The organism is Allobosea sp. WAO (assembly GCF_001509835.1).
Taxonomy (GTDB): domain Bacteria; phylum Pseudomonadota; class Alphaproteobacteria; order Rhizobiales; family Beijerinckiaceae; genus Allobosea.
In genome coordinates this window covers 25,135-49,809 of sequence record NZ_JXTJ01000010.1, presented here as the reverse complement: position 1 = coordinate 49,809, position 24,675 = coordinate 25,135, and the positions used below count along the sequence as shown (strand labels likewise).

The 24,675-nt window shown below is 61.6% G+C and carries 25 protein-coding genes and 1 pseudogene; 14 read left to right on the top strand and 12 right to left on the bottom strand.

What is annotated here, in order from left to right:
- Window positions 1-880 precede the first annotated feature (880 nt).
- Window positions 881-1,309: a L,D-transpeptidase gene (locus DK26_RS29740; protein ID WP_248310039.1), complete on the bottom strand. Its 429-nt coding sequence runs from the start codon at window positions 1,307-1,309 to the stop codon at window positions 881-883.
- Window positions 1,310-2,154: 845 nt separating this feature from the next.
- Entirely contained in the window at window positions 2,155-2,631 is a 477-nt protein-coding gene (locus DK26_RS29100) for a hypothetical protein (RefSeq protein ID WP_157089735.1), read from the bottom strand.
- A gap of 477 nt (window positions 2,632-3,108) precedes the next feature.
- Between DK26_RS29100 and DK26_RS19450 the strand changes: the two genes are divergently transcribed.
- From DK26_RS19450 to DK26_RS19410, 8 genes are all read left to right on the top strand, one after another.
- Window positions 3,109-4,059: a hypothetical protein gene (locus DK26_RS19450; protein ID WP_210179286.1), complete on the top strand. Its 951-nt coding sequence runs from the start codon at window positions 3,109-3,111 to the stop codon at window positions 4,057-4,059.
- Window positions 4,060-4,659: 600 nt separating this feature from the next.
- Complete coding sequence (locus DK26_RS19445) at window positions 4,660-5,142, top strand: hypothetical protein (RefSeq protein WP_066475949.1); 483 nt, start codon at window positions 4,660-4,662, stop codon at window positions 5,140-5,142.
- Window positions 5,139-5,726: a hypothetical protein gene (locus DK26_RS29095; RefSeq protein ID WP_157089733.1), complete on the top strand. Its 588-nt coding sequence runs from the start codon at window positions 5,139-5,141 to the stop codon at window positions 5,724-5,726. The genes DK26_RS19445 and DK26_RS29095 overlap by 4 nt, the downstream gene beginning before the upstream one ends.
- The gene (locus tag DK26_RS19435) at window positions 5,723-6,040 is read left to right on the top strand and encodes a hypothetical protein (RefSeq protein ID WP_066475945.1); all 318 of its coding nucleotides are present in this window, start codon (window positions 5,723-5,725) and stop codon (window positions 6,038-6,040) included. The genes DK26_RS29095 and DK26_RS19435 overlap by 4 nt, the downstream gene beginning before the upstream one ends.
- Window positions 6,041-6,088: 48 nt before the next feature.
- Window positions 6,089-6,448 (top strand): hypothetical protein, encoded by a 360-nt coding sequence (locus DK26_RS19430; protein WP_157089732.1) that lies wholly within the window; start codon window positions 6,089-6,091, stop codon window positions 6,446-6,448.
- A complete protein-coding gene (locus DK26_RS19425; protein ID WP_066475943.1) occupies window positions 6,445-6,897 on the top strand; it encodes a hypothetical protein in 453 nt (150 codons plus the stop codon). The genes DK26_RS19430 and DK26_RS19425 overlap by 4 nt, the downstream gene beginning before the upstream one ends.
- A 17-nt stretch (window positions 6,898-6,914) precedes the next feature.
- Window positions 6,915-7,166 (top strand): hypothetical protein, encoded by a 252-nt coding sequence (locus DK26_RS19420; RefSeq protein ID WP_066475939.1) that lies wholly within the window; start codon window positions 6,915-6,917, stop codon window positions 7,164-7,166.
- A gap of 408 nt (window positions 7,167-7,574) precedes the next feature.
- Window positions 7,575-7,913: a hypothetical protein gene (locus tag DK26_RS19410; protein ID WP_066475935.1), complete on the top strand. Its 339-nt coding sequence runs from the start codon at window positions 7,575-7,577 to the stop codon at window positions 7,911-7,913.
- 627 nt (window positions 7,914-8,540) lie between these two features.
- On the opposite strand, the gene DK26_RS19400 is transcribed toward DK26_RS19410, so the two are convergent.
- Window positions 8,541-8,960, bottom strand: coding sequence for a MucR family transcriptional regulator (locus DK26_RS19400; protein ID WP_066475931.1), 420 nt, complete (start codon window positions 8,958-8,960; stop codon window positions 8,541-8,543).
- A gap of 75 nt (window positions 8,961-9,035) precedes the next feature.
- On the opposite strand from DK26_RS19400, the gene DK26_RS19395 reads away from it, so the two are divergent.
- Together DK26_RS19395 and DK26_RS19390 are read left to right on the top strand one after the other, a co-directional pair.
- On the top strand, window positions 9,036-10,880 hold the full coding sequence (locus DK26_RS19395; protein ID WP_083533373.1) for a tape measure protein: 1,845 nt from the start codon (window positions 9,036-9,038) through the stop codon (window positions 10,878-10,880).
- Window positions 10,877-11,536, top strand: a complete 660-nt coding sequence (locus DK26_RS19390; protein WP_066475929.1) for a hypothetical protein — start codon at window positions 10,877-10,879, stop codon at window positions 11,534-11,536. Before DK26_RS19395 ends, DK26_RS19390 begins: the two co-directional genes overlap by 4 nt.
- 67 nt (window positions 11,537-11,603) lie before the next feature.
- Here the strand turns inward: DK26_RS19390 and DK26_RS19385 are convergent, their stop codons facing one another.
- The 5 genes from DK26_RS19385 to DK26_RS29405 all read right to left on the bottom strand — a co-directional run bounded on the left by DK26_RS19385 (window position 11,604) and on the right by DK26_RS29405 (window position 14,173).
- Complete coding sequence (locus DK26_RS19385; RefSeq protein WP_066475924.1) at window positions 11,604-11,846, bottom strand: hypothetical protein; 243 nt, start codon at window positions 11,844-11,846, stop codon at window positions 11,604-11,606.
- Between the two features lie 75 nt (window positions 11,847-11,921).
- Window positions 11,922-12,059: a hypothetical protein gene (locus DK26_RS29410; protein ID WP_184231713.1), complete on the bottom strand. Its 138-nt coding sequence runs from the start codon at window positions 12,057-12,059 to the stop codon at window positions 11,922-11,924.
- Between the two features lie 394 nt (window positions 12,060-12,453).
- Entirely contained in the window at window positions 12,454-12,720 is a 267-nt protein-coding gene (locus DK26_RS19380; RefSeq protein WP_066475922.1) for a hypothetical protein, read from the bottom strand.
- 573 nt (window positions 12,721-13,293) lie between these two features.
- Window positions 13,294-13,734, bottom strand: a complete 441-nt coding sequence (locus DK26_RS19375) for a hypothetical protein (RefSeq protein ID WP_066475920.1) — start codon at window positions 13,732-13,734, stop codon at window positions 13,294-13,296.
- A gap of 40 nt (window positions 13,735-13,774) precedes the next feature.
- Window positions 13,775-14,173 carry a hypothetical protein gene (locus tag DK26_RS29405; protein WP_210179285.1) on the bottom strand — a complete coding sequence of 133 codons (399 nt, stop codon included), beginning with the start codon at window positions 14,171-14,173 and terminating at the stop codon, window positions 13,775-13,777.
- Window positions 14,174-15,028: 855 nt separating this feature from the next.
- Between DK26_RS29405 and DK26_RS19360 the strand changes: the two genes are divergently transcribed.
- Window positions 15,029-16,102, top strand: a complete 1,074-nt coding sequence (locus tag DK26_RS19360) for a site-specific integrase (protein WP_248310037.1) — start codon at window positions 15,029-15,031, stop codon at window positions 16,100-16,102.
- A 311-nt stretch (window positions 16,103-16,413) separates the two neighbouring features.
- Here DK26_RS19360 and DK26_RS19355 read toward each other — a convergent pair whose 3' ends face one another.
- The 3 genes from DK26_RS19355 to DK26_RS19345 form a co-directional block, all read right to left on the bottom strand.
- The gene (locus DK26_RS19355; RefSeq protein WP_066475916.1) at window positions 16,414-18,333 is read right to left on the bottom strand and encodes an AAA family ATPase; all 1,920 of its coding nucleotides are present in this window, start codon (window positions 18,331-18,333) and stop codon (window positions 16,414-16,416) included.
- A 39-nt stretch (window positions 18,334-18,372) separates the two neighbouring features.
- Entirely contained in the window at window positions 18,373-19,179 is an 807-nt protein-coding gene (locus DK26_RS19350) for a metallophosphoesterase (RefSeq protein WP_066475915.1), read from the bottom strand.
- Window positions 19,180-19,285: 106 nt separating this feature from the next.
- A complete protein-coding gene (locus tag DK26_RS19345; protein WP_066475914.1) occupies window positions 19,286-19,729 on the bottom strand; it encodes a DUF6634 family protein in 444 nt (147 codons plus the stop codon).
- Window positions 19,730-20,614: 885 nt separating this feature from the next.
- Between DK26_RS19345 and umuD the strand changes: the two genes are divergently transcribed.
- The 3 genes and pseudogenes from umuD to DK26_RS19320 all read left to right on the top strand — a co-directional run bounded on the left by umuD (window position 20,615) and on the right by DK26_RS19320 (window position 23,743).
- Window positions 20,615-21,220: a translesion error-prone DNA polymerase V autoproteolytic subunit gene (gene umuD / locus DK26_RS19330; RefSeq protein WP_349236329.1), complete on the top strand. Its 606-nt coding sequence runs from the start codon at window positions 20,615-20,617 to the stop codon at window positions 21,218-21,220.
- Window positions 21,217-22,243, top strand: a pseudogene (locus DK26_RS19325) (Y-family DNA polymerase). The gene umuD and the pseudogene DK26_RS19325 overlap by 4 nt, the downstream one beginning before the upstream one ends.
- Before the next feature lie 348 nt (window positions 22,244-22,591).
- Entirely contained in the window at window positions 22,592-23,743 is a 1,152-nt protein-coding gene (locus tag DK26_RS19320) for an HWE histidine kinase domain-containing protein (RefSeq protein ID WP_248310036.1), read from the top strand.
- Between the two features lie 281 nt (window positions 23,744-24,024).
- On the opposite strand, the gene DK26_RS19315 is transcribed toward DK26_RS19320, so the two are convergent.
- Window positions 24,025-24,552, bottom strand: coding sequence for a low affinity iron permease family protein (locus DK26_RS19315; RefSeq protein WP_248310035.1), 528 nt, complete (start codon window positions 24,550-24,552; stop codon window positions 24,025-24,027).
- Between the last annotated feature and the right edge of the window lie 123 nt (window positions 24,553-24,675).

The window sequence follows — 24,675 nt, the reverse complement described above, 5'->3', positions numbered from 1 at the left end:
CCCACTACCAACGAGGGACTGTTTGATACTGCCCCCTGGGAAACAAATCAGTTCGGCGCTGTGGATCTCCGCCGATGCCGGGGCGGCGGCGGCAATGCGCGGCGTCTGCGCGCTCGCCAGCTGTGGACGCGCCGCGTCGGGCCTTGCGATCCGGTGGCTGGCGGGGAGCCGGGTTGTCTCGGTTGCGGCGGCCCCTGCGTGAACTGGGCCGGGATTTCGTCGAGCGTTTTAGCGGTATCCGCCGGTAACTCGCTGGCTGCCAAGCGGCTGGTCGCCACCGCAAGGCCGCCTCCAAGTAGGGTTGTTAGAAACAGGCGTCGATGCATTCGAACTCCAATTCTCAGAAACCAGATCTGAATGGCGCGAGCGAGCAGCAATCAAAACGGATTTGGAACATGGCACATCCCGGGGACCGCCAAAACTCTCCAGCCGCCAGCAACTGGGCGACCGGCTAGTCGAGCGCGCGCGCGATAGCACTCGAGGTGCCCCGTCTCAGACGTTACCGGGGCACGCCAGATCCACCGCGACTGGGACCGCGCCGGCGGGCCTCAGCGTCCTGTCGTGCACTCTGTTCCCGCCATTGCTGATACAGTGGGGCATTACGACGATGAAATGCCCGATTTTCTTCCGCTCGGCGCTGCATGTTGCGGCGCATTTCGCCGACGCTTTGCCGTTGCGCGTTAGCTTCAGTCTGGACGTCCCAATAGAATGCAGGAACAGCAACCAGGGAAACCAGACCAAATGTGCGCAGTCGTTTGAACATGTGTAGCTCCATGGCTCGAAACGGCGTGAGCGTACCGGCCGGGGCTCCGAGCGCCTTCACCAGAACGGGTGAAATTGGCGCCGCCAACAGCAACGGAGCGCGCTTATGATTTCCGCTCTACGCTGGCAGCACCGACACAGGAGTGCCGAGCGCGACACGCGCATAGAGATGCGCGATATCCTGATTGATCATCCTGATGCATCCCGACGAGACGTTGGTGCCAACGGTGTAGGGCTCAGTTGTACCGTGGATGCGATAGCCGAGATCTCGCCCCTCGCCAAAGAGGTAAAGCGTGCGCGCTCCCAGCGGGCTCTTCGGTCCACCGCGTACGCCAGGACCTCTCGGCGTCATCTCGAGCTGTGCCCTGATCTCCGGCTCACGCTCGACCATCTCAGGCGGCGGCACCCAGTCCGCCCAGTCGCGCTTCATGTTGATCCGCGCGGTGCCGGACCAGCCGAAGCCCTCGCGGCCGACGCCGACGCCGTAGCGTGTCGCAACCTGCGGCGACTCCACGAAGTAGAGAGAATAGCCTGCTGGGTCGACCACGATCGAGCCCGGCGGCTCATTTCGGGGAAAAGCCACCGTCTGACGAAGGTATTGCGGATCGATGCGCCGATAGTCGATCGGAGAGATTGGAAAACGCTCCCCGGGGTACTCGACGTAGACCTCGGCGTAGTTCGGGCGCGCTAGTGTGCGTGTAGTCAGACTCCGCCTGCTTGGACCAATCTCGGGCAGCGCGACGATGCTCCCAGTCCCGCATCCGGCGAGACTAGCTGCAGCGAGGGACAAAGAGGACAGGGTAAAGGATCGGCGGCTCGGCATAGGCGACTCTCACGCGGGGCGTGACAGAGCCATCGACTTATATGGTTACGACTACGTGAATTCGCCGTTTCCCCAAAGGGGTAGCCTCGATCTCTCCGGCGGCCCGCCACCGGAAAGGCCGGGTAATCGAGCGATAGCGCTAACGCAGATTTTTGGGCTCATGCGCGCGCGATCACGCACAGCGCGCGCGAGGGCTAGCGCAGAAAAACCAGCGGCAGGAGGATGCTAACCCCGAGGACCGCGACGATCGCAACCCTCAGCAGGACGCCCCAAACGCGGTCGCTTCCGATCAACCTAGCTCCGCCCCGCGGTGCGATGTCGGTGCGTCGGTCGATTCCCGGAACGTCAAATAAGCGTCCGACGTGGAGGCGCCGGAGGCGCGTTGTCGTTCTGCGCATCAAGAGCTATCTTCGCATTCTGAAGCATGAGATCCCGAGCATCTTTATTTGCTCGTTTCCGCCTTTCCTGCGCGCGCGCCCGTATCCTGAGATATCGCAGCCTATCCACACGCTTGAACATCAGACCCTCACTGCCAATGTCGGCCGTTGGAGAATGCAGGCGCAGTCAGACTAAGCCGCTAGAGCTTCCTCTACAGGTACTAGGCGTCCCGCGACCGCCAGATGCCGGTCGCTACGGTTGACCACGACAACGAGGACAGTGGTGCCGTCATCGCAATCCAGTGTCATTCCATGGCCAAACAGCCCGTCGTCAAAATCTTCTGTTTCAAAGATTAAATAACCGGACCGCTGGTCGTCGTATTCGCTGGCGAATTGGTACGAGACATCGGCGCCACGCCCATCGCGCAGGTTTAGATATCCATTTCCGGTAATCATTAAGTGTCTCCGCTTGGCGGCATCATTTGTGCCGCACACGGTCATATCCAGAAGGGAGGAGACAACTGCCTTTCTAAAAGGCGCCCTTTCATAACGAATAGCAAGGATAATCGTGTGACCTGCTGGAGAGGGGTGCGTGTCGGCATCCTTGGCGATTGGCGAAAAACACGCACCTGCCCTGTTCGCACGCGCAACTAAAACCCGAACTTTCATTTTTTAGTTTGCTCGCGACCTGCGGTCTGTGTGGCAATGGAGTTACAGTAGAAGTAAGCTAGTCGAAGCACGTGAAAATTCCCTGCGAAAGCCACATCTACATACCAGATGTCGTTCGCGGAGCGCCGTCAGGCACCAATCCTTGACGTTTTCCGCTCCTCAGGACTAAATTTTAAGGCACCAGCTCGGCCCGCCATGACATCAGGCCAGAGAAAGCCGCACGCGGGCTTCTTCGCGTCTCCGCCATCCACCTACCCAATACTTCAACATCGCCGCCACCGGCCCGCTCTGGGCCGCGGTCGCGCAATTCAGACGCCGAGAACGGCGCTTCATCTCAATGGGGACTACATGACGGTTACAAACTCAATGCTCCATCCAGGCGCACCGGACGTTGATTTCGTCCCTACGCGTTATCGCGCCGAACTTCCCCGCCTGGTCAAAAGGATGGTCGGAACCGACCCAGCCGGCGCGCTAGCCTTGATTCAGTACGACCGGGCGACGTCGGCGCCTGCCAATGACAACATCGACCTGACGGTTGAGAACGATGACAACCGGCGCGGCAGATATGCCGACCCCGATGTGCATGCGAAGCCTGCGGGCATCGTGATGGACACCGACAGCATTCTGCGCACCCGCCCGAGTGTCGACGAGCTGCTAACGGCGGCGCCTCCCGGCTCGCCTGTCACGTTTGAAAAGCGCGACCACCGGGACGACCCCGTTATTGCCCGATGCGGGACAGTGGTGCTTGACCTTATCCCCGGCCAGGAACGCCCGATCGATACGGGTTTCATCGTCGAATATGGCCGCACATCGAAGGGCAGGCCCAGCCGCCCTTCATGCCGAATGAACGGCGACCGCGGACCTGCTAAGCCGAAGCGCTCACATGCGGCTGTCTGGGCATACTTGCGGCTACCGGCCAGCGACCCCGCCGCCAAGGGCTGGACACGGCCTTGCATGCCTCTCGGCGCGGTTACGGGTGGGCTGCACGGGTTGCCTCGCTCCAAGTCTGCCAATCGCTTCGGCGTGGCGGAAGGCCGGGCGCTTTTGCAGCGGCTTGGCGTTGATGGCTCGGTTCCGTTCGATATCGCGCGGCTTCAAGCACGCCGCTTTGCGGTACACCACCGGCCTGCGATTGCACGCGGTGCTGAGTTCGGAGGCGTGACGCAAGCCCACAACGCGGACAAGTCGCTCCCAGTGCCGATGCCCGTGCGCGATCCGCGCGATGAGCTGAAGACGGAGACCGTGGCTGTTCTGGAGATCGCCCTGTCCGGCGGCACGCTTGAGGACATTGGTCGGCACCTCGGCGCGCCGGCCAGCACCGCGGCTCGTCACGGGAAGCCAGCGCTGCTGGCTGCCGTTGACGTGGTTAAGCGCGTTATGAGAGCGCCAGCGAACGATAATCAAGAAATTCGCTCGGAAGCAGCGTAGCCGAGTCGATTCCGCAGCCACTGAGACGGGTCATAATAGGAGATGTAGAAAAACATCTTCTCTGTAGACCCCTTCGACTTCCGCGCCCTGGCCATTCGGCCGGGGCGTGTTTTTCGGTGGGTTGCTGCCGGCGGTCTCAATTTACAAAGCTGAGATTAAAAGTCGAAAGACAGCTGCCCCGGCAAGGAACGCCAATGAGCACGCACATGCTCCAGCTTTCCAAACCTCACGCGCAAGTAGTCACGCACGTGAACGACTTTTGACTTGAACGTTTTGTACACGCCCGCGGTCTCCGTCATCACCTCGGCGGAGTTGAGCCCCGCCGCCCCAGCCTCGCAGGACGCTTGGCCGTGACGTGTGTGGGTGTGAGCTACGCTCACTCGTTAGACGTTGCCGACAGCAACCCGACGCTAGGTAAGCGCACGAAATGCGTGTGCGCAACCCCTCACTCGCGCTAACGCGCCGCGTCCCCAGCAGGCCGTTTTCTTTCGCCTAGTCAATGCGGCGTGCCGCACCCGTCACCGTGTAGTGCGTCCCGCTGCGCGGCAGCCCGGCGTCTGAGCCAAGCGGCTCCGCCGGGCACCTCATCACGGAGCAATCGTGGAGCGTGCCTATAGCCAGCGCCTAGCCGAAATCACCGGCCGCAGCTTTTCGTCATCGCGGCAGTTGCTGCGGGCCCTGCGTGAAGCCCGGCTCGTCCCGCGGCATGGCGAAATCCCCACCGCTGCCGATGTCGCCAGCATTGTCCTGGCTATCAGTGCTGATACCTTCGTCGCCGCCCCCGAGCGCGTCCGAGCCCTGTCAGCCATGCCGCAGACCTCGGCCACCAGCTTACCTCCGACAGCCGGAGCCATGCTGGCGGCGTTCCTGATAGCCCGCAAGAACGGGCCGGTGTTAGGCGATTTCGACGTTGAGGACGGCTTCCTGCACGTCGGTCCCACTAGCGTCACCCTAGAATGCCTGACGCTGACCGGAAAACGCGCATGCATTCGGTACGGCGCAGACCCGGCAGGCATTTCCCAGACGACGACGATCCCGCTGCCAATCGTTGCCAAATTCACTTCACTATTTGAGATCCTATGAAACCAATCGATATTCCAAACATCAAAACCTGCTCTGACGTTCTTGCTGGACTTGAGACTCAGCAGCTCGAAATCGGCCAGCTCATCGAGAAGAAGTTCGCTGAGCAGCTTGCGGTCGGTGCTGAGCCTGACGATGCGCCTCCGGTCGATCCCGCGGAAGCACGAGTCGCTGCCCTTCTAGGCAGGCCGCCGGCGCCAATAACCGGTTCCAGGCGGGAGCGTTTGGGTAAACTGACGCGCGAACTGTCGGACCTTCGGCAAGCCAGTGAGCGACTGTCGCACGAGATTTACGTCGAGCGGTCGAAAGCCATGCGCGTCCAGCGCGCCTATGTTCGCCCCGAATTCCTTCGCCGCATGGGTATGTTCTGCAAGGCGCTCGCCGGTGTCCATGCTGCCAATCTATCGCTCCGGGAACTGGAAGACGCCGTAGAAGCTGCTAGGTGCAATCGGCACCATGAAGACCTGCGCGTCCCGAACAGCATCGGCTCTCCGAAGGACAAGGACGGGCCGCTCGCGCGCTTTTTCGCCGAGGCCGCCAAGGCCGGCGCGATCTCAGTCCGTGACATTCCGGCGGAGCTGCGATGACCATTTCGATTAGCATGCCGCGCGGTGTGGCGGCATTTCGTGAGCGGATGGGTGGTGCAGGCGGTTACCTAGCTGGCCCCAGTCGCAAGCCTGCGGCGACCCATCCGCAGTTTCGTGGATCAGACGGCAGGCTCCTGAGGGAGCCCGGTATTCAGGGGTTCGCCTGCCTCTATGACACCACGTTCTTGGCAAATGCAGGCTTCGTTTTCCTGAAAAGTGGGTGCTTCTCTGACGGTTTGTACGACCAGAACAAAAAATTCCTGCTGGACCACAATGATAGCAAGCAAGTCGGTAGTTCGCAGACGGGGCTTTAGTTCGCGAATACAAGTCCGGCGAACCAGATCAATGGCCTAGCATTCCGAATGCCTCTTTCCGATAGCAATCCGAAATCCTCGCTAATTTACGAAACCGTGAACAATCAGGAGCGCCCATGTGTTTCTGTGGGAATCAAGTTCATCGACTATGAAACGATTACGGTGTCAGGACACAAAGTCGACGTTGTCTCATCGGCACGTCTCGAAGAAATCTCCTTGGTCAAAGAAGGTGCTGTCCCCGGCACGAACGCAACCGTCGTCGATCTTGATAACGAAGACCCTTGGTTATGGGCCGCCGCGCGTTCCAACTCTTTCGTGCGCGACAAGCTCCACTCCAATATCCAAGCCGGAGTGCAAAGGATTTTAGAGAAGCTCCAACGCCTCAAGTCGGAGATCCGCTCCGCATGATCGTCAGCATTTCATGCGGATATGCCCCGGCACCGGGCAATGGCCCGTTGGGCAAGGCGGCGTGGACGGAAATCCTGACCGAGGGCGGCGTGACCATCAATGCGGCGCCCGACGCCAATCGGTTCGGGCGGCCATTCTGGGACATTCAAATCGGCAAAGCCGGACTCCTAGCGATCGGCAATGAGCCCGCCGACTTCACTTATCACCATGCCGGGCAGCGCCTCGTGCTATCGGCCAATCCAGGCGACCGGGTTTATTGGCAGGACCGGATGCGCGGCTCGGTCGTGGTCCTAAGCCGAACCACCGGACTCGTCAGGCGCGACGGCGGCAATGAGGCGTTTGCAGTTCGCGACCGCACCGTACCGTTCCGACCAGGCGACGAAGTCACCTTCAGCACGACACGCGATGTCGATCGCCAGGAATGGGCGATCGATCTGACGCTGGCCTAGAGCAACTGGATAAACACATGACATTCAACAACTCGCCGATGATCGGCGAGGTTATCCGACTGACTCCGAATGGCGCCGTCATCCGGCCAGAGGGACTCGCGACGAACAGAGGCAACTTCGCGCACAACAGCTGTTTCCTTCACGGCAAGGCTGAGGTCGGAGCTGTTGTCGAGTTCACACCATACCGGACTCCAAATCGCCGGCACCTTGCCCTCAACGTGCGCGTGCTGACGGTCGAGCAGGTCGAGGCCCGCCGTTGCCTCGGGTGACGGATGGCAAGCGCCCGTGGTCGAGGTGGTACGGCCTGGCGCGGTGGAAGCGCATCAGAGAGGCCCAGCTGATGGCCGAGCCCCTTTGCGAATGGTGCTTGGAGTCGGAGCGGGTCACCGAGGCCACTGAGGTTCATCACTCGGAAGCGCATCGCGGGGACGAGACCAAGTTCTGGTCCGGGCCATTCGTCAGCACGTGTAAATCCTGTCATGCGCGCAGAGGCCAACTCGAGGACCACGGCAAGACCATCGTGCGCTATGACGCCTCTGGCTGGCCAATCTAAGCCCCCCGGGGGGACGTCTATTCCTTGCGGCACTCGCTCCGCCCGCAACGGAGCCATCCGAACGTGCGCGCGGCGCTTGCCCCGAATCGATGCGTAATCCCACAATCAAGAAAGAGGGCCATAAATGGCCGAAAACCATAAGGTCCCGGCCCATCTGCGCCCCGAAACGCGCAAGTGGGTGCGGGATGTCATTGCCGATTTTGATCTGGAGCCGCACCATTTCCGCGTGCTGGTGAAGACCGCGGAGGCTTGGGACAGGTCAGAGCAGGCGCGGGAGCAACTGGTTGGCGGCCTCACCGTCAACGACCGGGCCGGTATCCCGAAGGCGCATCCATGCGTCGCGATCGAGCGGGATAGTCGAACAGCGTTCTTCCGCGGTTTGCGTGAACTGGCCTTGGACGGCGTTGACGCTCCCGACGCACCGCGCGCGCCGCGGACGCCCGATTACGGAGCGAGGCGCTAATGCCGGTTCGGCATAGGAAATCCAAGGCTCGCGCAGGGGAGATACCTGCTTGGGCGGGGTATCTGGAAATGGGCCGCGACTACTTCGATGAACTGGAACGGGTCGGCCTCACCGAGGCTACGGCGCGGCCTCTCGCTGAGGAGACCTGGCACCGCATTGGGGGGCAGGTCATCCAGTACCTGGAAGACTTCTACCGAGGCTTCGCACCGCCAGAGCGCCCCTATTGGGCCGAGCGCGAGTTCGGGCCGCCGGGCAGCAGGCGCAGGCGTTCCAGCCACTGAGGTCGGAGCGCCTGTCCCTACGGATTAAGCCGCCTTCGGGGCTCCGCGCACCCGCATTTCCTCTTCGCCCAAGAACGCCTCGGTGCACGACCAAGCATGATCCTGATCGCAATCAGGGCACCTCAATATCCGCCGAATACTCAGAGCGTCAAAACTGGCTTTCGTGGTACGGAGGCCGGTCTCGACTGAACGTCCTGTCTGGGGACATTTCACTAAAATCGGATGCATCGGACTCTCCTGTACTAAACGCTGGAAGCCCTATGCTATCGATTAACTCAATGGTTAACAACCCTATTGGTTGGTATGCCGCATGCGACGTCACAGGCAGCCCAATGGACTGCCGAAATCAGACGCTGCTTCTACCTGCCCGCCTTGGCCTGACCTGTCCAAGCCCGATCTTCTTCGCGAGCTGTGACCTTGCCTCCGTGTACGCCGGTGCGGTCACCGGGTAGTCGGCCGGCAGGCTCCATTTGTCGCGGTATTGCTCGGACGTCAGCTCGTGCGAGGTGCGCAAATGGCGCTTCAGCGTACGAAAGCTCAGCCCGCATTCGAGGCAGGTAATGGCAGACGGCGTGACCGACTTCCTGATTGGAACGGCTGGAGCCAATTTTTCCTCCGGAGCGGGGGCTGGCGGCTGACCAAGCCCGACAAGAGCAGCGTGCGTGCTGGCGATCAAGGCCGGCAAGTCGGCGGGAGGGACGCTGTTATGCGACACGAAAGCGGACACGACGTTAGCGACCAGACCTGCCAGTTCCTCTTTATTCATCACTTTTCTCACTGTGGTGGCGCGGTCATTCGCGCAGAATTCCAATAATTAGGCTCATCACGACAAGGTTTTTTTATGGCAGTAGACGCCGAACGACTACAGCTTATTCTAGAAGTTCAGGGACAGAAATTTGAGAATCAACTAAAGCGTCAAAATGCGCAGGCCTATCGAATCTTCAAATCGCTCGAAGATCGAGCAAGCCAGATGGAAAAGTCCGTCGGTGGCTCGCTGGGCACCCTTGGCAAGCGGATCGCTGGCGTGTTCGCCGGTGTAGCTGTCGGGGCGGCGCTGAACGATATTCAGAAGGCGGCGGACTCTTATCAGAAGGTCATAAACTCGCTGAAGGTCGCTGGTGTCGGCGACGCCGACCTGCCGAAGACCTTGGACGCGGTTTATCAGTCCGCAATCAAAAACGCCGTGCCGATGGAAGCGCTAGCCCAGCTATTCGGGCGCGTCAGCCAGGCGCAGATAACGCTCGGCACGAGCTCCGGGGAGCTGTTGAAGTTCACGGACTTGGTCGCGCAGGGCCTTCGTGTTTCTGGCACGTCCGCGTCGGAAGCCTCGGGCAGCCTATTGCAGCTGAGCCAAGCGCTCTCGGGCGGCAAGGTCCAGGCCGAGGAGTACAATTCGCTTCTCGATAGCCAGTACCCGCTTTTGCAGGCTGTGGCGGCGGGGATGAAGGAGGCAGGCGGCGACGTCGCCAAGCTCACAAAGCTCGTAAAGGACGGTGAGGTATCATCGAAGGCGTTCTATGACGCCGCTCGCGCCGGGGCTGGCGTCATTCAGGACAAGCTCGCCGGCTCGGTCCTTACGACCGCCCAGGCTACCCAGAATCTCAAGACAGAGTTCGAGAAGGCGGCGGGCGAGTTCGATAAGGCGACCGGGCTTAGCAAGGGCCTCGCAACCGGCCTTGATAGCGTCGCCAATAGCTTGGCGGGCATTGGCACGGCAGCGGCCGGCGCGGTCAACGGCGTGCAGTCGCTGATTGCCAAGCTCGGCGAAGCCTACGCCGCCAACGGCAAGCTGCAGCGTCAGCAGGGCCTTTCCTATCAGGAAGAGCGTGCTGCCCGTGTTGGCGCCGCCCGCGAGATGGGAGCGGCCAACGCCGGCGGCCGGGATACGGTGGCTGCCGAGCAGGCCGCAGCCACTCGCGCGGCGGCAGATGCAGCCCGGGTCAGCTTCCGGGCCGCAGAGAGCGCCTTCGCCGCGCAGCAGGCCGATGCTGCGAAGACAGCAGCGCCGAAGCCCCCGACTGCGGTTGCCGGGGCTATCTCCATCAAGGACTCAAAGTATGCCGTCCCCGGCAGTAAAGAAGGCAAGGGCGGCGGCAGCTCCAGCAAGGACACGCTGGACTCCTATGAGAAAGCTCTTGTCGCCAGCGAGAAGCGCACCAAGGCGCTCCAGCTTGAAGCTGAGATGGAGGGAAAGGGCACTTTCGCGAAGGCGAAGGCCCGCGAGGCGCTTGAGCTAGAGACTGCCGCGAAACGCGCAAACATCCCCATCACTGATGAAATGCGCGCTGCAATCGACCGGGCCGCGACTGGCTATGCGAACGCCAAAGTGAAGGTCGAAGAAGTCAAGAAGGCTATCGAGGGCGCGCAGGAAGCCCAGAACTTTTTCGGCGACGCAATAACTGACGGCCTTGAAGACCTGATCATCAACGGCGAAAAGGCCGAAGACGTTCTCAAAAACCTCGTCAAACAACTAGCCAAAGCTGCTCTGCAGGCGTCGTTGATGGGCTCAGGCCCGCTGGCGGGGTTCTTCGGCACAACCGGCAGCAATGGTACGCCCGGCGGCCTGTTCGGCATGTTCTCCGGCGGCTTCGGAGGAGGCGGCCTGACGCCGGGCTCAGGCGGCCTCTACGCAGACGGCGGATATACCGGCGCCGTAAACTCAGACAATTTGGAGGTGCTCGCGTGAGCGCTATAGCGACATTGATCGAGCACGACCGTGTGCGTCTTCTGGCCGACGCCTGTTTCTATGATGACACGGGCATCCTCACCGCGATCGAGCCGAAGGTTTGGGCAGTGCCACGAGCCAAGGCTGCGTATTCAAGCCGGGGCGCACGTTTCGCGTTCGAAGCCTTCGAAACAGCCTGCGAATGCATCGAATATAACGGCTTCGACGAGTTTGTTGCGAAACTCGACGACATCTTCGCGGTGTTCGACGTATTGATGGGCGACCTCCTTGGAGAGATCGTCATCGCAGGGTGGTCCGACCCCGAGAACGTCGGGCGAGTCCTGTTTCGCAAGACCTATCATCGCGACGGCGACGACTGCGAGCCGGGGGTAATCTACGTCATGGGGAAGCGCTCCGGCTTTGGCGTCGATCGGCTGGACCTCGGCGATGAGTGGTCGGAGCAGCGCGCAATAGCGGCCTTTCAGCGGGCTCGGGAAGGTCTCGAGGATATCCGCTATGGCGCAGGCCCTGAGCCCGTCCTGGCGCACGCCGTGGGCGGCTTCATTGGGCATGCGATCGTAGGGCCGGACGGCGTGTCAGGTAGCGTTATCCACGGCTGGCTGGAGGATGAGGTGGGTAGGCGGATAAAGCCTGCCCGACTGCGGGAAGCCGCTTAGGCAGCCACTAACCTGACTGCGGATCCGCCAGTGCACGGGCGGAATCTTACGCTACGCCGTTGAGCGCTTACGGCTTTGTGCTGAGTTCCTCGTTCAGCACGATCCGCAGATCCTCCTGCGATATCGCCCTCACATCTGCCGGGAGCCAGTGATGCTTGTTCACGAGATAGAGGACGATCGCGTCCATGCCGTCCAGGCCCTTGTACGGCGGCTTACGCCCTAATTCATCTCCAAATTTGAGAGTGAAGGTATGAAGCTCGGCTGCGGTCTGCGCCAGCTTGAGACGCACCTCATCCATCTCGTTGCTCATATGTTCCTCCGAGGAAAGAAAGAAAAACGCGGCAGGATGGCTCCTGCCGCGCGCTAGTCAAAAGAGGTTACCGCGTTAGCGACGCCCCTTCTTCTCGTCCTGGCTCAACACCGACGCGGCGAGCGTCTTCACCTGAGCCTGCGTGGGCTTGGCCCCACCGAGCACCTTACCGGCGATCGTCGAGGCCTTGTTTCCAGTCTGCTTCGTGGCCATTGAGGCCTCCGTGTGGCTTGATCTGAGCCCCATGTCCGCGCTACCACGTGCTTGCACACTACGTAGTGGGCGGTTGCCCTCCGGGCGCCACCCGAAAGACGAGGCAGGCTTGCTGATACAAGCCTGCCTTTTTCTTGCGCACATCCCCCCTAGCGTCAAGGATTAGTGCGCTGCAAAGCCTGTTGACACGACATCTGGTGGGTAGATGTGAGTTTTGGGGATAAGTTCCAAGGCGGCGGCTAAGCCTTGGGAATTGCTGGACGAATTCGCGCGCCCTAGGGGCTTACCACCTTCAAAAGGGACGAAAATCCGTCAGAAAGCCCAGGTTTTGCAGTGGGTTCCCTAACCTGGTGGGACGCCGGCCGACGAATAAAGCGCCGTCAGCAGGCCGCCCTCAGTGCACCGTAGCGACGTCGTCCTCATCCGGCTCAATCAGATTAGCTAAGCCCATCTCTTCTAGCCCTTCGGTGAATTCGGCGAACGCGGCGGCGTCGGTTGCGAACTGTTCTTCCCAGACGATTGACCCGCCGTCCGCGTCGATCAGTTCCAGCGTCCAGCTGGTACCGTCCTCAAGGCGGTAGATCTCGATTTGGGCTGTGACACCGTCGGCGGTGAAGCTCTGGCAGAGCGGCGAGCGGATGATGTTCGGGGATTCTGTCATCGCAGGTATGTAGGGGCTGCCCGGGCACGGCTCAACCGCGCTGGCTGGCGGGGTAGCGCGCCCCGCAAATCCTTGCGCCATCCGAGGCCCTCACGCAGGAAATCCGCCCTCCACAGCCCTCCGGCGTGTTAAGGTGCCTTTCAGCTCTGAATGCTGACAGCACAAAGGAGCGGCTATGGACCACCATTTTAAGGTCGGAGACCAAGTCCGGCTGACTTTCGGCTTCCACGATCAAGATGCCGTAGGAACCTATGCCGTCACCCGCCTATTGCCGACAAGCGACGACGGCGATCCGCAATACCGAGTTAGAGGCATGGATGACCGGGAGCGGGTTATAGGCGAGGCGCAAATTGATTGGTCGGGCAAGCCAAGCTCTCCCGCCAGGACTCGCAGCCCTCGCAACCCGATTACCGAGATGTTCAACCGACTCCTGAAGCCAAAGTAGCTGCAGGTTGGGTGGGGATCGCTGACAGAGCGGTTCGACCTCCCGCTCCGCCAGCGATTGCCTCAAGCTCGTAAGAGCCCGGAGGCACGGCATGTTCGCAACGGAACACCGGTTAGGCAAGGGCGCGGTCAAGGCTTGGGGGTGCGGTTCTGCCGGCTGGGCGCGACCTTCTCAGCCTCGGCCTCTTGCTTCTCTCGAGCCCTAGCCCTCTCGGCCTTCCGCGCCTTCCTAGCCTGGCTCTCGCGGTACCATTTCTCGTGGCTGGTCTCTTCCGAGGCAGCGAGCGCAGCTTGGTAGGGCGTCATGCTGGCGGCTGCGGCAGCCTTCTCAGCTTCTTCACGTTTCCACCTGTCAAAAGCGTCTTCTTTAGGCGGAGCGCCCTGCAAGATCCCTGCGGCCTTGTCGAGGACCAAATCGATCACCCGACGGTCATACATGCGTGTTGACCTGAACGGCCCAGGCATATCGCCGGCCAAGACCCACTTTGTGAAAGTCGGGCCGCTCACGCCGCAATAAGCTGCGGCCTGTTGCTTGGTCATAAGCCGGGGACGGTCGTCGTTTTCGCTCATTCCTTAGCCATCAACGCCACGTCGAGGCCAGGGCGCCCGGTCACAGAAGCTTGCCCCGGCCCTTCCCGCGAGCCCGCCCGATCACTGCCGGTTCGTCCGTGAGCGCTCCCCGGCGTTCCGCCTTCTGTTCCGCAGTTGCGTCAGAGCCGATTAGGGCCTCGTCAACGGCAGCCGCGGCTTGTGATCTCACCGTGTCCGCGCTGGCGTTCATTTCCGCCTCGGTGGCCGCTTGGCGGGCCGGTAGGCGCAGCTTTAAGACGCCTTCGCCCCGTGCATCGTCAATGAACTCGACGCCGGCGGACTGGAGGGCGACCTTGAGCTTCTCCACGCTGCTCATACGCGCGTCCTGCCCCGCTTCGAACCGGTTGACTGTATTGACGCCGACGACCGCTGCCGCGGCGAGGTCAGCCGTTGTCCAGTCCAGCGCGGCGCGAGCCATTCGGCATTGAAAACCCTTCATATGGTGAAATTATCACCGAAGGCGGCTGACATCAAATTGGCGATGGAATTACCGTTAATGGTGTAATAATCACCATTAGGAGCCCAGCCGTGACCAGCATCGCACATACCTACAATCCCGACGTCCCGTGTAGCGGTTACCAGCCCATGCCGCCTGAGCAGACACCCTTGAGATCGTCGAGTCGGAGTATCTGCCCACTCCTTGCGGCCAGGGCATGGTCCTCCGCTGCCTTACGCAGGAGGTGGGCGGCGCCAAAGAAGGTCGCCTCGGCTACCTCGATTTCACGCTCGAGCACGCTGATCCCCGCGCGCAAGAGGGCGGCCAACTCGCGTTCGCGGCGCTACGTCGGGCAGTCGGTGTCCTCAACCCAGAGGATAGCGAGGAGCTTCACTGGAAGGTGTTTACGCTCCCATTTTGGCGCGCCGCGTAGCGCCTCGCCCGCCGATTTGCCTTGACTTTGCAAATTAGGATTCGCCCTATGTAAGGGCATTCGCCCGCCACGGAGCCTCGAATGCAGCCAGCCAATGACAATCGACGGAACCATGGCTTCATGCCGCGTGGGCTCTCGCGTGCCGAAGCAGCGTTCTACTTCGGTATCTCTCCCTCGCTGTTTGATGGCCTCGTAAAGGAGGGTCGTGCGCCCTCCCCTCGCACCGTCAATACCCGGACCGTTTGGGATGTTCGGGATCTAGATGCCGCGTTTGACAGCCTGCCGTATCGAGACAGCCCGTCCGCTGCGAAGCCATGGGACGATGTCGCCTGATGCCTCGCCCAAACCCTCCTCGGCTTAGCAAGGACCTGGACCGGCACGGCAATGTGCGGTGGTACGTCCGCGTGCCTGGCAAAGCAAAGGTTCGGCTCACGCAGGAATACGGCTCCGATGCGTTTTGGGGCGCCTACCGGGACGCCCTGGCGGGCAAATCGCCCAGCAAGGTGGTCGCGCCTGAGAAGGCCGAAAAGGGCAGCTTCCGCGAACTTTGCGGGAAGTACTACGCCAGCCCGGAGTTCAAGATTCTAGACGTCAGCACTCGGGCTTGGCGCAAGCGCGCGCTCGATCTGGTTTGCCAGACCAAGGGCAGCCTCCCGGTCGATCGCATGGAGTCTAAGCACGTCAGGCGGCTGCGCGACGAACTCGAGAAGGGCGCCGCCAATCAGCGCCTGAAAGCGATCAAGGCACTTTTCAGTTGGGCCGTCGAAGCCGAGGAGGTCTCCGCCAATCCGGCCCGCGACGTGAAGCTCGTGAGGTACAAGACCAATGGCCACCACTCGTGGACCGTCGATGAGGTTTTGCGCTTTGAGAAGCGTTGGCCACTAGGCACAAAGCCGCGGCTCGCAATGATGTTGATCTACTTCTCTGCAGGCCGCCGGGAGGATGCTGTGCGGCTCGGACCTTCGCACATTCAGAACGGCCGGCTTCGCTTCACACAGGCGAAGAACGAGCACCGCTCGCCGGTAGATATCGATATCCCAGCAGATCCTCATTTGCTCGAGGCTATCGCCGCCGGCCCGCGCGGTGGGGACACGTTCCTAGAAACTCAATACGACGAGCCGTTCACGCCGAACGGCTTCGGCAATTGGTTCCGCGAGCGATGCAAGGATGCCGGCGTTCCTGGCCGCGCCCACGGTCTGCGCAAGGCCATCGCGGCAAGGCTGGCCGAGAGCCAAGCCACAGCCCACGAGCTGATGTCCGTTACCGGCCACAGGACCCTTGAGGAGGTGGAACGCTACACCCGCGCAGCACGCAAACCGCAGATGGCGGATTCAGCGATGATGAAGCTTCAGGCTGGATCGATAATTGTCCCACCGGATTCCGAGGTGGGACAAGAGGAGGAAAAAAGCCTTACAAAACAGGCTCATTTGGTCGCTATGGCGCTCCCTAGGGGACTCGAACCCCTGTTTTCGCCGTGAGAGGGCGACGTCCTTTTGCCCCCCTCCTCTGACCTACCATCTCATACCAACCAACCCTGCATTCGCACTCTTGGGCCCTCGCCCGCCACCCTACCCTCTTGCGCTCCATGCTCGATTGAAGGGCAAAGGGGATTAGGTGGTTCACGCGGGGGTGGGCCGGCGCGCCCCCAATAGCGCCGTAGCCGGCCCACTCCTGCGTGAAGCGCCGGGTGCAGAACAATGCTTGAATGCTGCGCAGCGACGCCGGGCGATTACACGTTCGACGGGCGGCACGGCGAACTCGCTGAGCGAACTGGTCGCGCAATGGATCCTCATCGGGCCGCACTGGTGCCAACAAGTTTTCGGCTGCTCTCCGGCCGTGATCTGACGCTTGCGAACATCTTCTCTGCATCAGCACCTGTGATCCGCATCCCTTCGAGCAGTTTCTCCGCCGCGCGTCCCGCCGCGCCTCGGTGGCTCTCCACGAGCGAACGCGCCCTCGCCATTTGCTCGGCAAGAACGATTTCGACCCTCTCGCGAATGGCTTGTGATGTATGGAGCAATCGAAGCAGCTCCGGCTCTCCGTCACCCGCCAGGAAAGCCAGCCCGTCGCCGAACCCGTATGACGCTTCGAGCCGCAACGCAGCCAGGGTTGCCAGATGGAGGTCGCTTCCGCGAGTTCCCCCGGCTCCAATAGAACGATTGCCCAGGATGGCCTCTTCCGCAGCTATGCCAGCCAGCAGAAAGCAAATCTCGTCGAGCAGGCTCTGGACGGTGATCTCGGTGATCGGCGTCTTGCCGATCCGGACACCCCCCAATGATTGATGCCCGCCAGCCGGAATTTCTTTGGCCCGGATCTCGGCAAACTCGAACGGCTTTTGCAGAGCGACGGCGGCAATAACATGTCCGGCCTCATGCACGGCCGCCCGGCGCAACATCGCGGCGGGAATCGAGACTGTCGGCGGAAGCGATGCTTCGAGATCGCAGACGGAGACCATCCGTCGAGCCCGTCGGGCGGATCGACGGGCGTCGCGGACGAGTTGCTCCAAGGCAGCGCCGCTCCAGCCTTCGGTCCGCTCTGCAATGACAGAGAGATCGTCGCTTTGAAGTGCCCCAGCCAGATGCCAGCGGATGATACCCTCGCGCGCTGGGCCATCGGGCAGAGGGATCCGGACATGACGATCGAGACGTCCGGGACGAACGAGAGCGGCATCCAGCCTCTCCGGATAGTTGCACGCGCCGACGACAATCACTCCCTCTCGCCGTTCGGCACCATCGATGCATTCAAGGAGAGCCGCCACCTCCTTATTGTGATACTGGCTGTTGTATTCGTTGCTGAACTTCTCCCTGTCGCCAGCGGCATCGACCTCGTCGATGAAGATGATGGACGGTGCATTCTTGCGCGCCTCGTCGAAAGCGCCCCTCATCGCCCGAAGATAATCGCCAAGATGGCCGTGCGCTTGCCAGCGTGCCAGTGACCCTAGAACGAGATGCACGCCGCAGCTTGCCGCTAGAGCCTTTGCGAAGGTCGTCTTGCCTGTCCCAGTCGGGCCGCTGATAAGAATCCCCTGATCGATGTCCTGCCACCCGATCTTGCCCTCACGCCAGTCATTGAGATCTTGGGCGAGATCGAGCGCCCAGCCCCCTGCCTCGCCAAGGCCATGCAGGTTCTCTATCCGGAGTTCCCGATCCTTGACCGGCGTGCGCTCCTTCAGAATCTCCCTCATATAATCGAGAGATTGGGAGACTGGCCGGGTGCGCCATAGCATCGAACCGACGAGAGCCAGGGGCATGGCAGCAAGCTCCTCGGCCTGCTCCACGCTCATCCGCTGCTTAAGGCAGACGCGCCCCGCCGCCACGAGGTGCCGGACCTGAGGGCGGTCCAACTTCACCACGTCGTCGATTGCTGCCATCACCGCGTTCGGAATCTCGGCCACATCTTTCGCAAGAATGACAAGGCAATCGTGCTTCAGCAGGTCGTCCTGAGCGGCCTCTTTTCGCTCTTTTCGCCAGTGATCGGGAGCGACCACGATCTTCGCGGTGTCGCCAAAATCAAAGCCGCCGAACCGATCAGGTTTCGAAAACGCGAAGTTGGTTGCATGCCGGTAGTCTTCGACGTCGGCGTCGTCGGGGACGATAAGGACCAGTGCGAGGGTACCGCCGCGGCGCAGATACGGCCGGCAACCACGGATCGTCGCGCAATAAGCCAGAAGGCGGCCAGCGCTGCGGATAATGTTGGCGCGGTCCCGCAAGATTCTGCCATTCCGTTTTCTCATCGGATTGGGCACCGGTCAGCGAGAATTGCGAAATGGCGGAAGTTCCACGACGAGCCGTGGATTGAACTCGGGGTTCTCGCGTCCTCCCCCTCGGTTCGGATAGCCAGCCTGGTTTGAAAGGACTCGCGTCTCACCGACCCAATAGTCGTAGGACGCGTGATCGTGGCCGTGGATCCAGAGTTCGGGGCGATACCGCTCAATGACCTCGGTGAGGTCGGAGGCGAAAGCAGGCGATAGCGCATTGCCTCGGAATCGGCGTTGAACGGAGCCAGGATGGGGAGCGTGGTGCGTGACCACGACCGTGTTCCCTTCGAATGGCTTCCGGAGATTCTCCAGGATGAAGTTCAGATCCTGGGCGTGGAGCGCGGCGGCGTGCGGAGGCAGGAAGCGCATTCTTTGTCGATCTTCGACCACCTCGATCTGGCGGTGATCGTTCATTCTCAGGAGCGCCGCGCGTCGCGCCTCTTTTGCGTCTCCCAGAAGGGCGTAATCGGTCCAGAGCGTGCAGCCGATAAAGCGCGTACCGCCGGCGATGACCATTCCGGGCGCCAACATGTGGATTCCGGCCCGCTGGGCCAAGATCTCTCCCGTGCTCAAGGATTCGGCGAGCTCTGCTCCATAGAATTCGTGATTCCCCGGTACGAAAACGACGGGCCGCCCCTTGAGCGGGCCGTGCCGTTGCCGATCGATCCACGCGATCGCGTCCGCGATCGGTCGCCCGATGTCGCCGGCGAATACGGCGACATCGAAATCCTCGATGTCACTGGGAATTTCGAAGGGGCCGAATTCCAGATGGATGTCGGATAGGACGAGAAGCCGCATGCATCACTCCTATTGGCCGCGTCGGGTGCGGAACGCGCGCGACGATGAGTTGGAAGCCGGAGATAATTTTCTCGGCCCCCTCGATGGATTTCGTTGAGCGGAAACTTCAGCCGCTGGACGTCGACTTGATGTGCGTGCCGAGCCGATACCAGCGAGACCGCGTTCTCGCCCAGCCACGAATCCCGTCGATCAGCACGAGATCCGACGTAACGACCCTGCGCCCCGATCCCGCCAGCAGCGGATGTCCGGAGACTTCGCCAACTAGGCAATAGGCGGGCTTCGACGTCACCCGCCATCGCTCGATTACAGGCGCTTCCGCGAGTTGCGCGTCGGTTGGCTCCTTCGCCGCGCAGAACGCCTTCAAATCGGCGACGAGCCGCAGCAGCCGCTCGATCTCAAGTTCAATTCCCGCCCGCCGTTCCGCCCAAGCCAAATCTATTGGATCCATCGGAATGCCGTTCCTGCTAGATTCACCCGGGAACTCGACTAGCGAACTGCCCGCCGCGCTCGGCACGACGTAAGCAATGATCGTCCGGGCGTGCGCGAGCATCGGCACCTATTGAGCGCCCATGAACTTGCCTCAACGTGATCCCCGAGAACCGCGCCGCCTCCTCGCTCGCTAAGGAGAGGGATTCGCCATCCGCGAGAACATGCACGAGCAATGGCTTCAGGCAGAGCTCGACCATCCCATGTGCCAGCAGCAAACCGATTGTCATTCGGCCAACGGCGCAACGAGATCTGGCCAAAACCAAGAGTTCCATGACGCGTCCTCAACCGTGATTCGGGGCATGTCTCCGATCAGGATTGAATCCCGCATACATAAATGTCCCGATCAGGACAAATTAATTCTTACATGGGCATAGTTTTCCTGTTTGGGACAAATTGTTGACAAGCTGGATTCCAGGGCGGTCGCGTGCCATTCCACCGAAATGGTTGCGACTGCTAAGCTGTTGAGAGCGGCCAGGATTGCGCTCGGGCTCAGCCTCGACGAGCTCGCGGCGGAAGCCGGGATCGATCGCAGGACCGTGAGCCGGGTAGAGGGTCGTGGCGACGACCAGCGTCCGCTCGGAAGCGCTATCGCCGTCGAGCGCGCGCTCGAACGGAAGGGCATCGTCTTTCTAAAGGCTACTGCGAACGAAGGGGCTGGATTTCGCTTGCCCACCGAGCCCCCAACCCGATCGGCGCTTTAATCGGCTGCTCCACCTTGGGTTGAGAGCATCAAATCGAAATCAGCGAGCGGTACTGCTGGCAAACAGAACAACAGCGACGCGATCGGCGTCACGTTCCTGCTTCTGCGGATCAGGGTAGCCCGCTAGTAGGTGGTTGGCCGATCTGGGTATGGCTCGCCGTTGGAGAGTTTCCTCCTGCGACGAGCGGATCGGCGACCTGCTCGTGGTAGCAGCAAAACGCGCTCCTGATCGTCGCGCTCCAAGCCTTGGTCCTGGTCATCGATGAAGATCCTGCCGTCCTTGATCTCGACGGCGATGTTTTCATTGAACATTTCACCCTCTCCAGCCTCGGCACGCCTAGCCGCGCTCCCCGGCTGTTGCCAACTCGCATCTTGACTTGGCAGAGGGCAATGTTCCTATTTTGTTCCTTCAAATGGGAGCCCGTTCCGATGCACATGTCGCCCGCCGTCTTGGGACCGCCGATCTATCTGCCGGTCTATTTGAAGGCAGTGCGAGCGGGTTTCCCCTCGCCGGCGGACGATTACCTCGACGCCCCGATCGATCTATCCCGGGCGCTGATCCAGAACGCCCCGGCCACCTTCATCATGACGGTCGCGGGCGACAGCGCGATCGATGTCGGGATCTTCGACGGCTCATTGATCACGGTCGATCGCAGCTTGAAGCCGCGTGACGGCGACGCCGTTGTCGTCGACGTCAACGGCGAGCGTTCGATCAAGATCTTCAAGTCCACCGGGGGCCGATCAAGTCTCGCGTTCGGCAACCGGCGCTATCCCGACTACGACCCCGGGCCGGACGCCGAGATCGAGATCTTCGGCGTCGTGACCAACACGGTGCGGCGCTTCCGGAGATGACCCGCTCGTTCGCCCTGATCGACGGCAACAGCTTCTACTGCTCCTGCGAGCGGGTCTTCGATCCGAAACTGAAGGGGCGGCCCGTCATCGTGCTGTCCAACAACGATGGCTGCGCGGTCGCCCGGGGTGTCAACCTGGACGGGTGTCCCGACCTGCGTCGGCATCGGACCAACGAAGACGCTCGCCAAGCTCGCCAACAAGATCGCCAAGAACACGCCGCAACTCGGCGGCGTCTGCGACCTGACCAGCGAAGAGGCGAGGCGCGAGTGGCTGCCGCTCGTCGCGCTGGAGGACGTATGGGGCATTGGCCGTGCCAGTCAGGCCAAGCTGGGCGCATTCGGCTGCAAGACGGCCGCCGATGTCGCTGCACTCGATCCCAAGCATGCCAGGACGACGCTGACCGTCGTCGGCGAGCGCATCATCCACGAGCTGCGCGGGCAGGCCTGCATCGATCTCGAAGCCGTGGCGCCGACCCGGAAGGGTTGCGCCGTCACCCGCTCCTTCTGCGGGCGCGTCGACACCCTCGAGATGATGCAGGAAGCCATCGCTGCCCATGCCGCGCGGCTCGGCGAGAAGCTTCGGGACCATGGCCTCGCGACCGACCACGTCACGGTGTTCTTCCACACCTCGCCCTTCGACAACGGGCCGTCGCGATCGGTCTCAACCACGGTGGATTTCCCGGAGGCAAGCAACGACACCCTTGTGCTAGTGCGCGCTGCGAAGTGGGGCGCGAGGCGGATCTGGAAGTCGGGCTATCTCTATGCCAAGGCCGGGCTGATGACCGTCGACATCGTGCCGCTGGAGAACTCTCAGCGCGCCCTGATCGGCGCCCTCGATCGCGACAAGAGCGGCCGCCTCATGGAGGCTTTGGATGCTTGCAACCAGAAGCACGGACGTGGCGTTGTCTTCCCGGCGGCGGCGGGGGTCGCCCGCCAGCGCAAGGCATGGACCGCCAAATTCGAGATGCGGTCGCCAAGATACACGACACGGTTGGATGAGGTGCCGGTTGTGGGGCAGGCGTGAGTTCGCGTGAGCGCCCGGCGATGCTCGACCGCCTGCATTTCGTTGTCGCCGGCCGCTGGATGGCTGCGTAGACGAAGCAGGTCCCCCGCCAACCGAATTGCTCGACAAGTTTCAGGGCGGAGACGAATTCGTCCCAGTCATTTGTCGTTGAGGACAGGGAAACACGGAACGATCTCGCGCAGTGGCGGGGCCGCCTTGCATCGCTTGTCGGCAACGCTTGTCCTGAGCGGCGCATCCCGAACGCTGAACGCCAGAGGCCATTCTGAAGCCGCGGATGGTCAGAAGAGACTCGGGTGATTATCTATACTCACCAGCGGGGATCCTATGTCGATAGCAGTAACGCAATCCTTGGAATTCGACATCACGGACGAGCTCACGAGCCGCCCGGTCGGATCAGCCGACCATCTCAAGGAAAAGCAATACATCCAGGATCTGGCACTTCGGCTGGGCGAGGCTCCGGAAGAGGTGCTGCCGCGTTTCGTCGAGATCGCGATGCGCATGTCGGGAGCCAACTCCGCGGGCTTAAGCCTGTACGAACCCGAACCCGCGCCCGGCGTGTTCCGCTGGCACCATCTAATCGGCGAGCTCGCCCGCTTCAATAATGCCACGACGCCCCGCAACAACAGCCCTTGCGGGGTCACACTCGATCGGACCGGTCCCGTGCTGATGCAGCATGTCGAGCGCGTTTATGACTGGGTGGCTGAAGCCGGGATCGTTGTCCCGGAAGTGCTGCTCGTTCCGCTCTTCGTCGGGCGCACGGAACCTGTTGGCACGCTCTGGATCGTTTCCAACAGCATTGGCCACTTCCACAGCGGGCACGCGAGGGTGGCCGGAGATCTGGCGTCGTTCGTCGGGACCGTTCTGCGTGTCCAGCGAACCGAGGAAGAACTCAAACGTGCGCTCGAGGCACAGGAAACCGTCTCCCGAGAGATGAGCCATCGGGTGAAGAACCTATTCGCGCTGGTCAACACGATGATCCGGTTCGGGGCCAAAAGCGCTCGTGACAAGGATGATTTTTCCCAGACGTTGACGGGCCGCATGCTGGCGCTCGCCAGCGCCCACGAGATGGTCATGACTAAGGACAAGGTCGACGCTGCGGATCTTGATCACGTCATCCGCTCGATCGTCGAACCCCATGAGCACGACGCAGGGACACGGTTCCTGTTAAACGGAACGACGATGGCGGTCCGACCGCAATCGATCAGCGGGCTGGCTCTGGTCATCAACGAACTCGCCACCAACGCGATCAAGTACGGTGCCTTGGCATCCGACGAGGGGCAGGTTTCGATCTCGTGGGATACGGAGGACGACGCGCTCAATGTGCGTTGGGAAGAACGTGGGGGCGCCGCGATCGAAGCCGTCCCCGAGCGCATCGGCTTCGGTAGCCGTCTGCTGGACACGACAATCGTGCGCCAGTTTGGCGGCACTCTTTCGCACGACTGGCGACGGGAAGGCGTGGTCGTGTCGATCAAGCTGCCGCTGACAGCAATCCTAGGCTAGCGGCTGCGCGCAGGGCGGCTTCGAGCTGGGCGGGGCGATAGGGCTTCGCGTTGAAAGGGATGTGCTCGGGCAGGTCGCCCGCCACGCGTTTAATCCGCCCGGAGAACACGATCATGTGGACGGGAGGCGCGAAGGCCAGCTCGCCCCGTTAGCCGAACCGGGCATTTCGACATCCGTCGGTACGATTCTGGTCCCGGCATACTGCTCAAGGGAGCGATCGCCGCCTCGGCGTTAGCGACCTCGATCGCGTCGAAGCCGGCGGCTCCACCAGCCGCGGAGGCTTAGGCAGAACCCGAGTTCCCGTCCTCGGCTGCACGACGCGCCTTGGATGCCCGCTTGCAGAAGTCACGTCTGATGACGACGAGATCTTCCTCGTCCATCTCTTCCAGATCGAGGAGTTCCTCGCGCGCTCCTTCCAGCCGGATGATGAGTTCGTCGAGCTTGATCTGCATTGCGGCCGTATCGCGGTTCTGGCTGTTCTGGATGATGAACACCATCAGGAAGGTGATGATGGTCGTTGAGGTGTTGATGACGAGCTGCCATGTATCGTTGAAGCCGAAGATGGGGCCTGAGACCGCCCAGACGAGGATCAGGCCGACCGCGCCGAAGAAGGTGATCGGCTTTCCGGTCCAGCTTGAGACCGACTGCGCAACCCGCGTGAACAAGGACACTTTGCTGTCCTTGTGAATGATGTGTTCGTAACTCGACATGATGCCACCTCGAGAGCAATTTGAAGGCTTCGTCCGCACACCGTTTGAACCGCCCGCTCTCTGGGCGAGTTCCCATTGCGAGCGTCGGAGCCACCGCATGAATTGGTTCGACGAGTTATCGCCCGGGTGCGCCCGGTTCGCCGGGAAAGGCGCGATGCTCCGAGGAAAAACATTCCGGCTGTGGGTGGGGCTATGGCCAGCGGAACCTCGATACGAAGCCGG

Coding starts and splice junctions, on each gene's coding strand:
- DK26_RS29410 (WP_184231713.1), bottom strand. CDS start 12,059: ATGGCCACGAAGCAGACTGGAAACAAGGCCTCGACGATCGCCGGTAAG.
- DK26_RS19315 (WP_248310035.1), bottom strand. CDS start 24,552: ATGCGGTGGCTCCGACGCTCGCAATGGGAACTCGCCCAGAGAGCGGGC.
- DK26_RS19420 (WP_066475939.1), top strand. CDS start 6,915: ATGACATTCAACAACTCGCCGATGATCGGCGAGGTTATCCGACTGACT.
- DK26_RS29095 (WP_157089733.1), top strand. CDS start 5,139: ATGAAACCAATCGATATTCCAAACATCAAAACCTGCTCTGACGTTCTT.
- DK26_RS19435 (WP_066475945.1), top strand. CDS start 5,723: ATGACCATTTCGATTAGCATGCCGCGCGGTGTGGCGGCATTTCGTGAG.
- DK26_RS19375 (WP_066475920.1), bottom strand. CDS start 13,734: ATGAGCGAAAACGACGACCGTCCCCGGCTTATGACCAAGCAACAGGCC.
- DK26_RS19395 (WP_083533373.1), top strand. CDS start 9,036: ATGGCAGTAGACGCCGAACGACTACAGCTTATTCTAGAAGTTCAGGGA.
- DK26_RS19410 (WP_066475935.1), top strand. CDS start 7,575: ATGGCCGAAAACCATAAGGTCCCGGCCCATCTGCGCCCCGAAACGCGC.
- DK26_RS19400 (WP_066475931.1), bottom strand. CDS start 8,960: ATGAATAAAGAGGAACTGGCAGGTCTGGTCGCTAACGTCGTGTCCGCT.
- DK26_RS29100 (WP_157089735.1), bottom strand. CDS start 2,631: ATGAAAGTTCGGGTTTTAGTTGCGCGTGCGAACAGGGCAGGTGCGTGT.
- DK26_RS19430 (WP_157089732.1), top strand. CDS start 6,089: ATGCCTCTTTCCGATAGCAATCCGAAATCCTCGCTAATTTACGAAACC.
- DK26_RS19345 (WP_066475914.1), bottom strand. CDS start 19,729: ATGCTCGCGCACGCCCGGACGATCATTGCTTACGTCGTGCCGAGCGCG.
- DK26_RS19385 (WP_066475924.1), bottom strand. CDS start 11,846: ATGAGCAACGAGATGGATGAGGTGCGTCTCAAGCTGGCGCAGACCGCA.
- DK26_RS19350 (WP_066475915.1), bottom strand. CDS start 19,179: ATGCGGCTTCTCGTCCTATCCGACATCCATCTGGAATTCGGCCCCTTC.
- DK26_RS19380 (WP_066475922.1), bottom strand. CDS start 12,720: ATGACAGAATCCCCGAACATCATCCGCTCGCCGCTCTGCCAGAGCTTC.
- DK26_RS29405 (WP_210179285.1), bottom strand. CDS start 14,173: ATGGCTCGCGCCGCGCTGGACTGGACAACGGCTGACCTCGCCGCGGCA.
- DK26_RS19425 (WP_066475943.1), top strand. CDS start 6,445: ATGATCGTCAGCATTTCATGCGGATATGCCCCGGCACCGGGCAATGGC.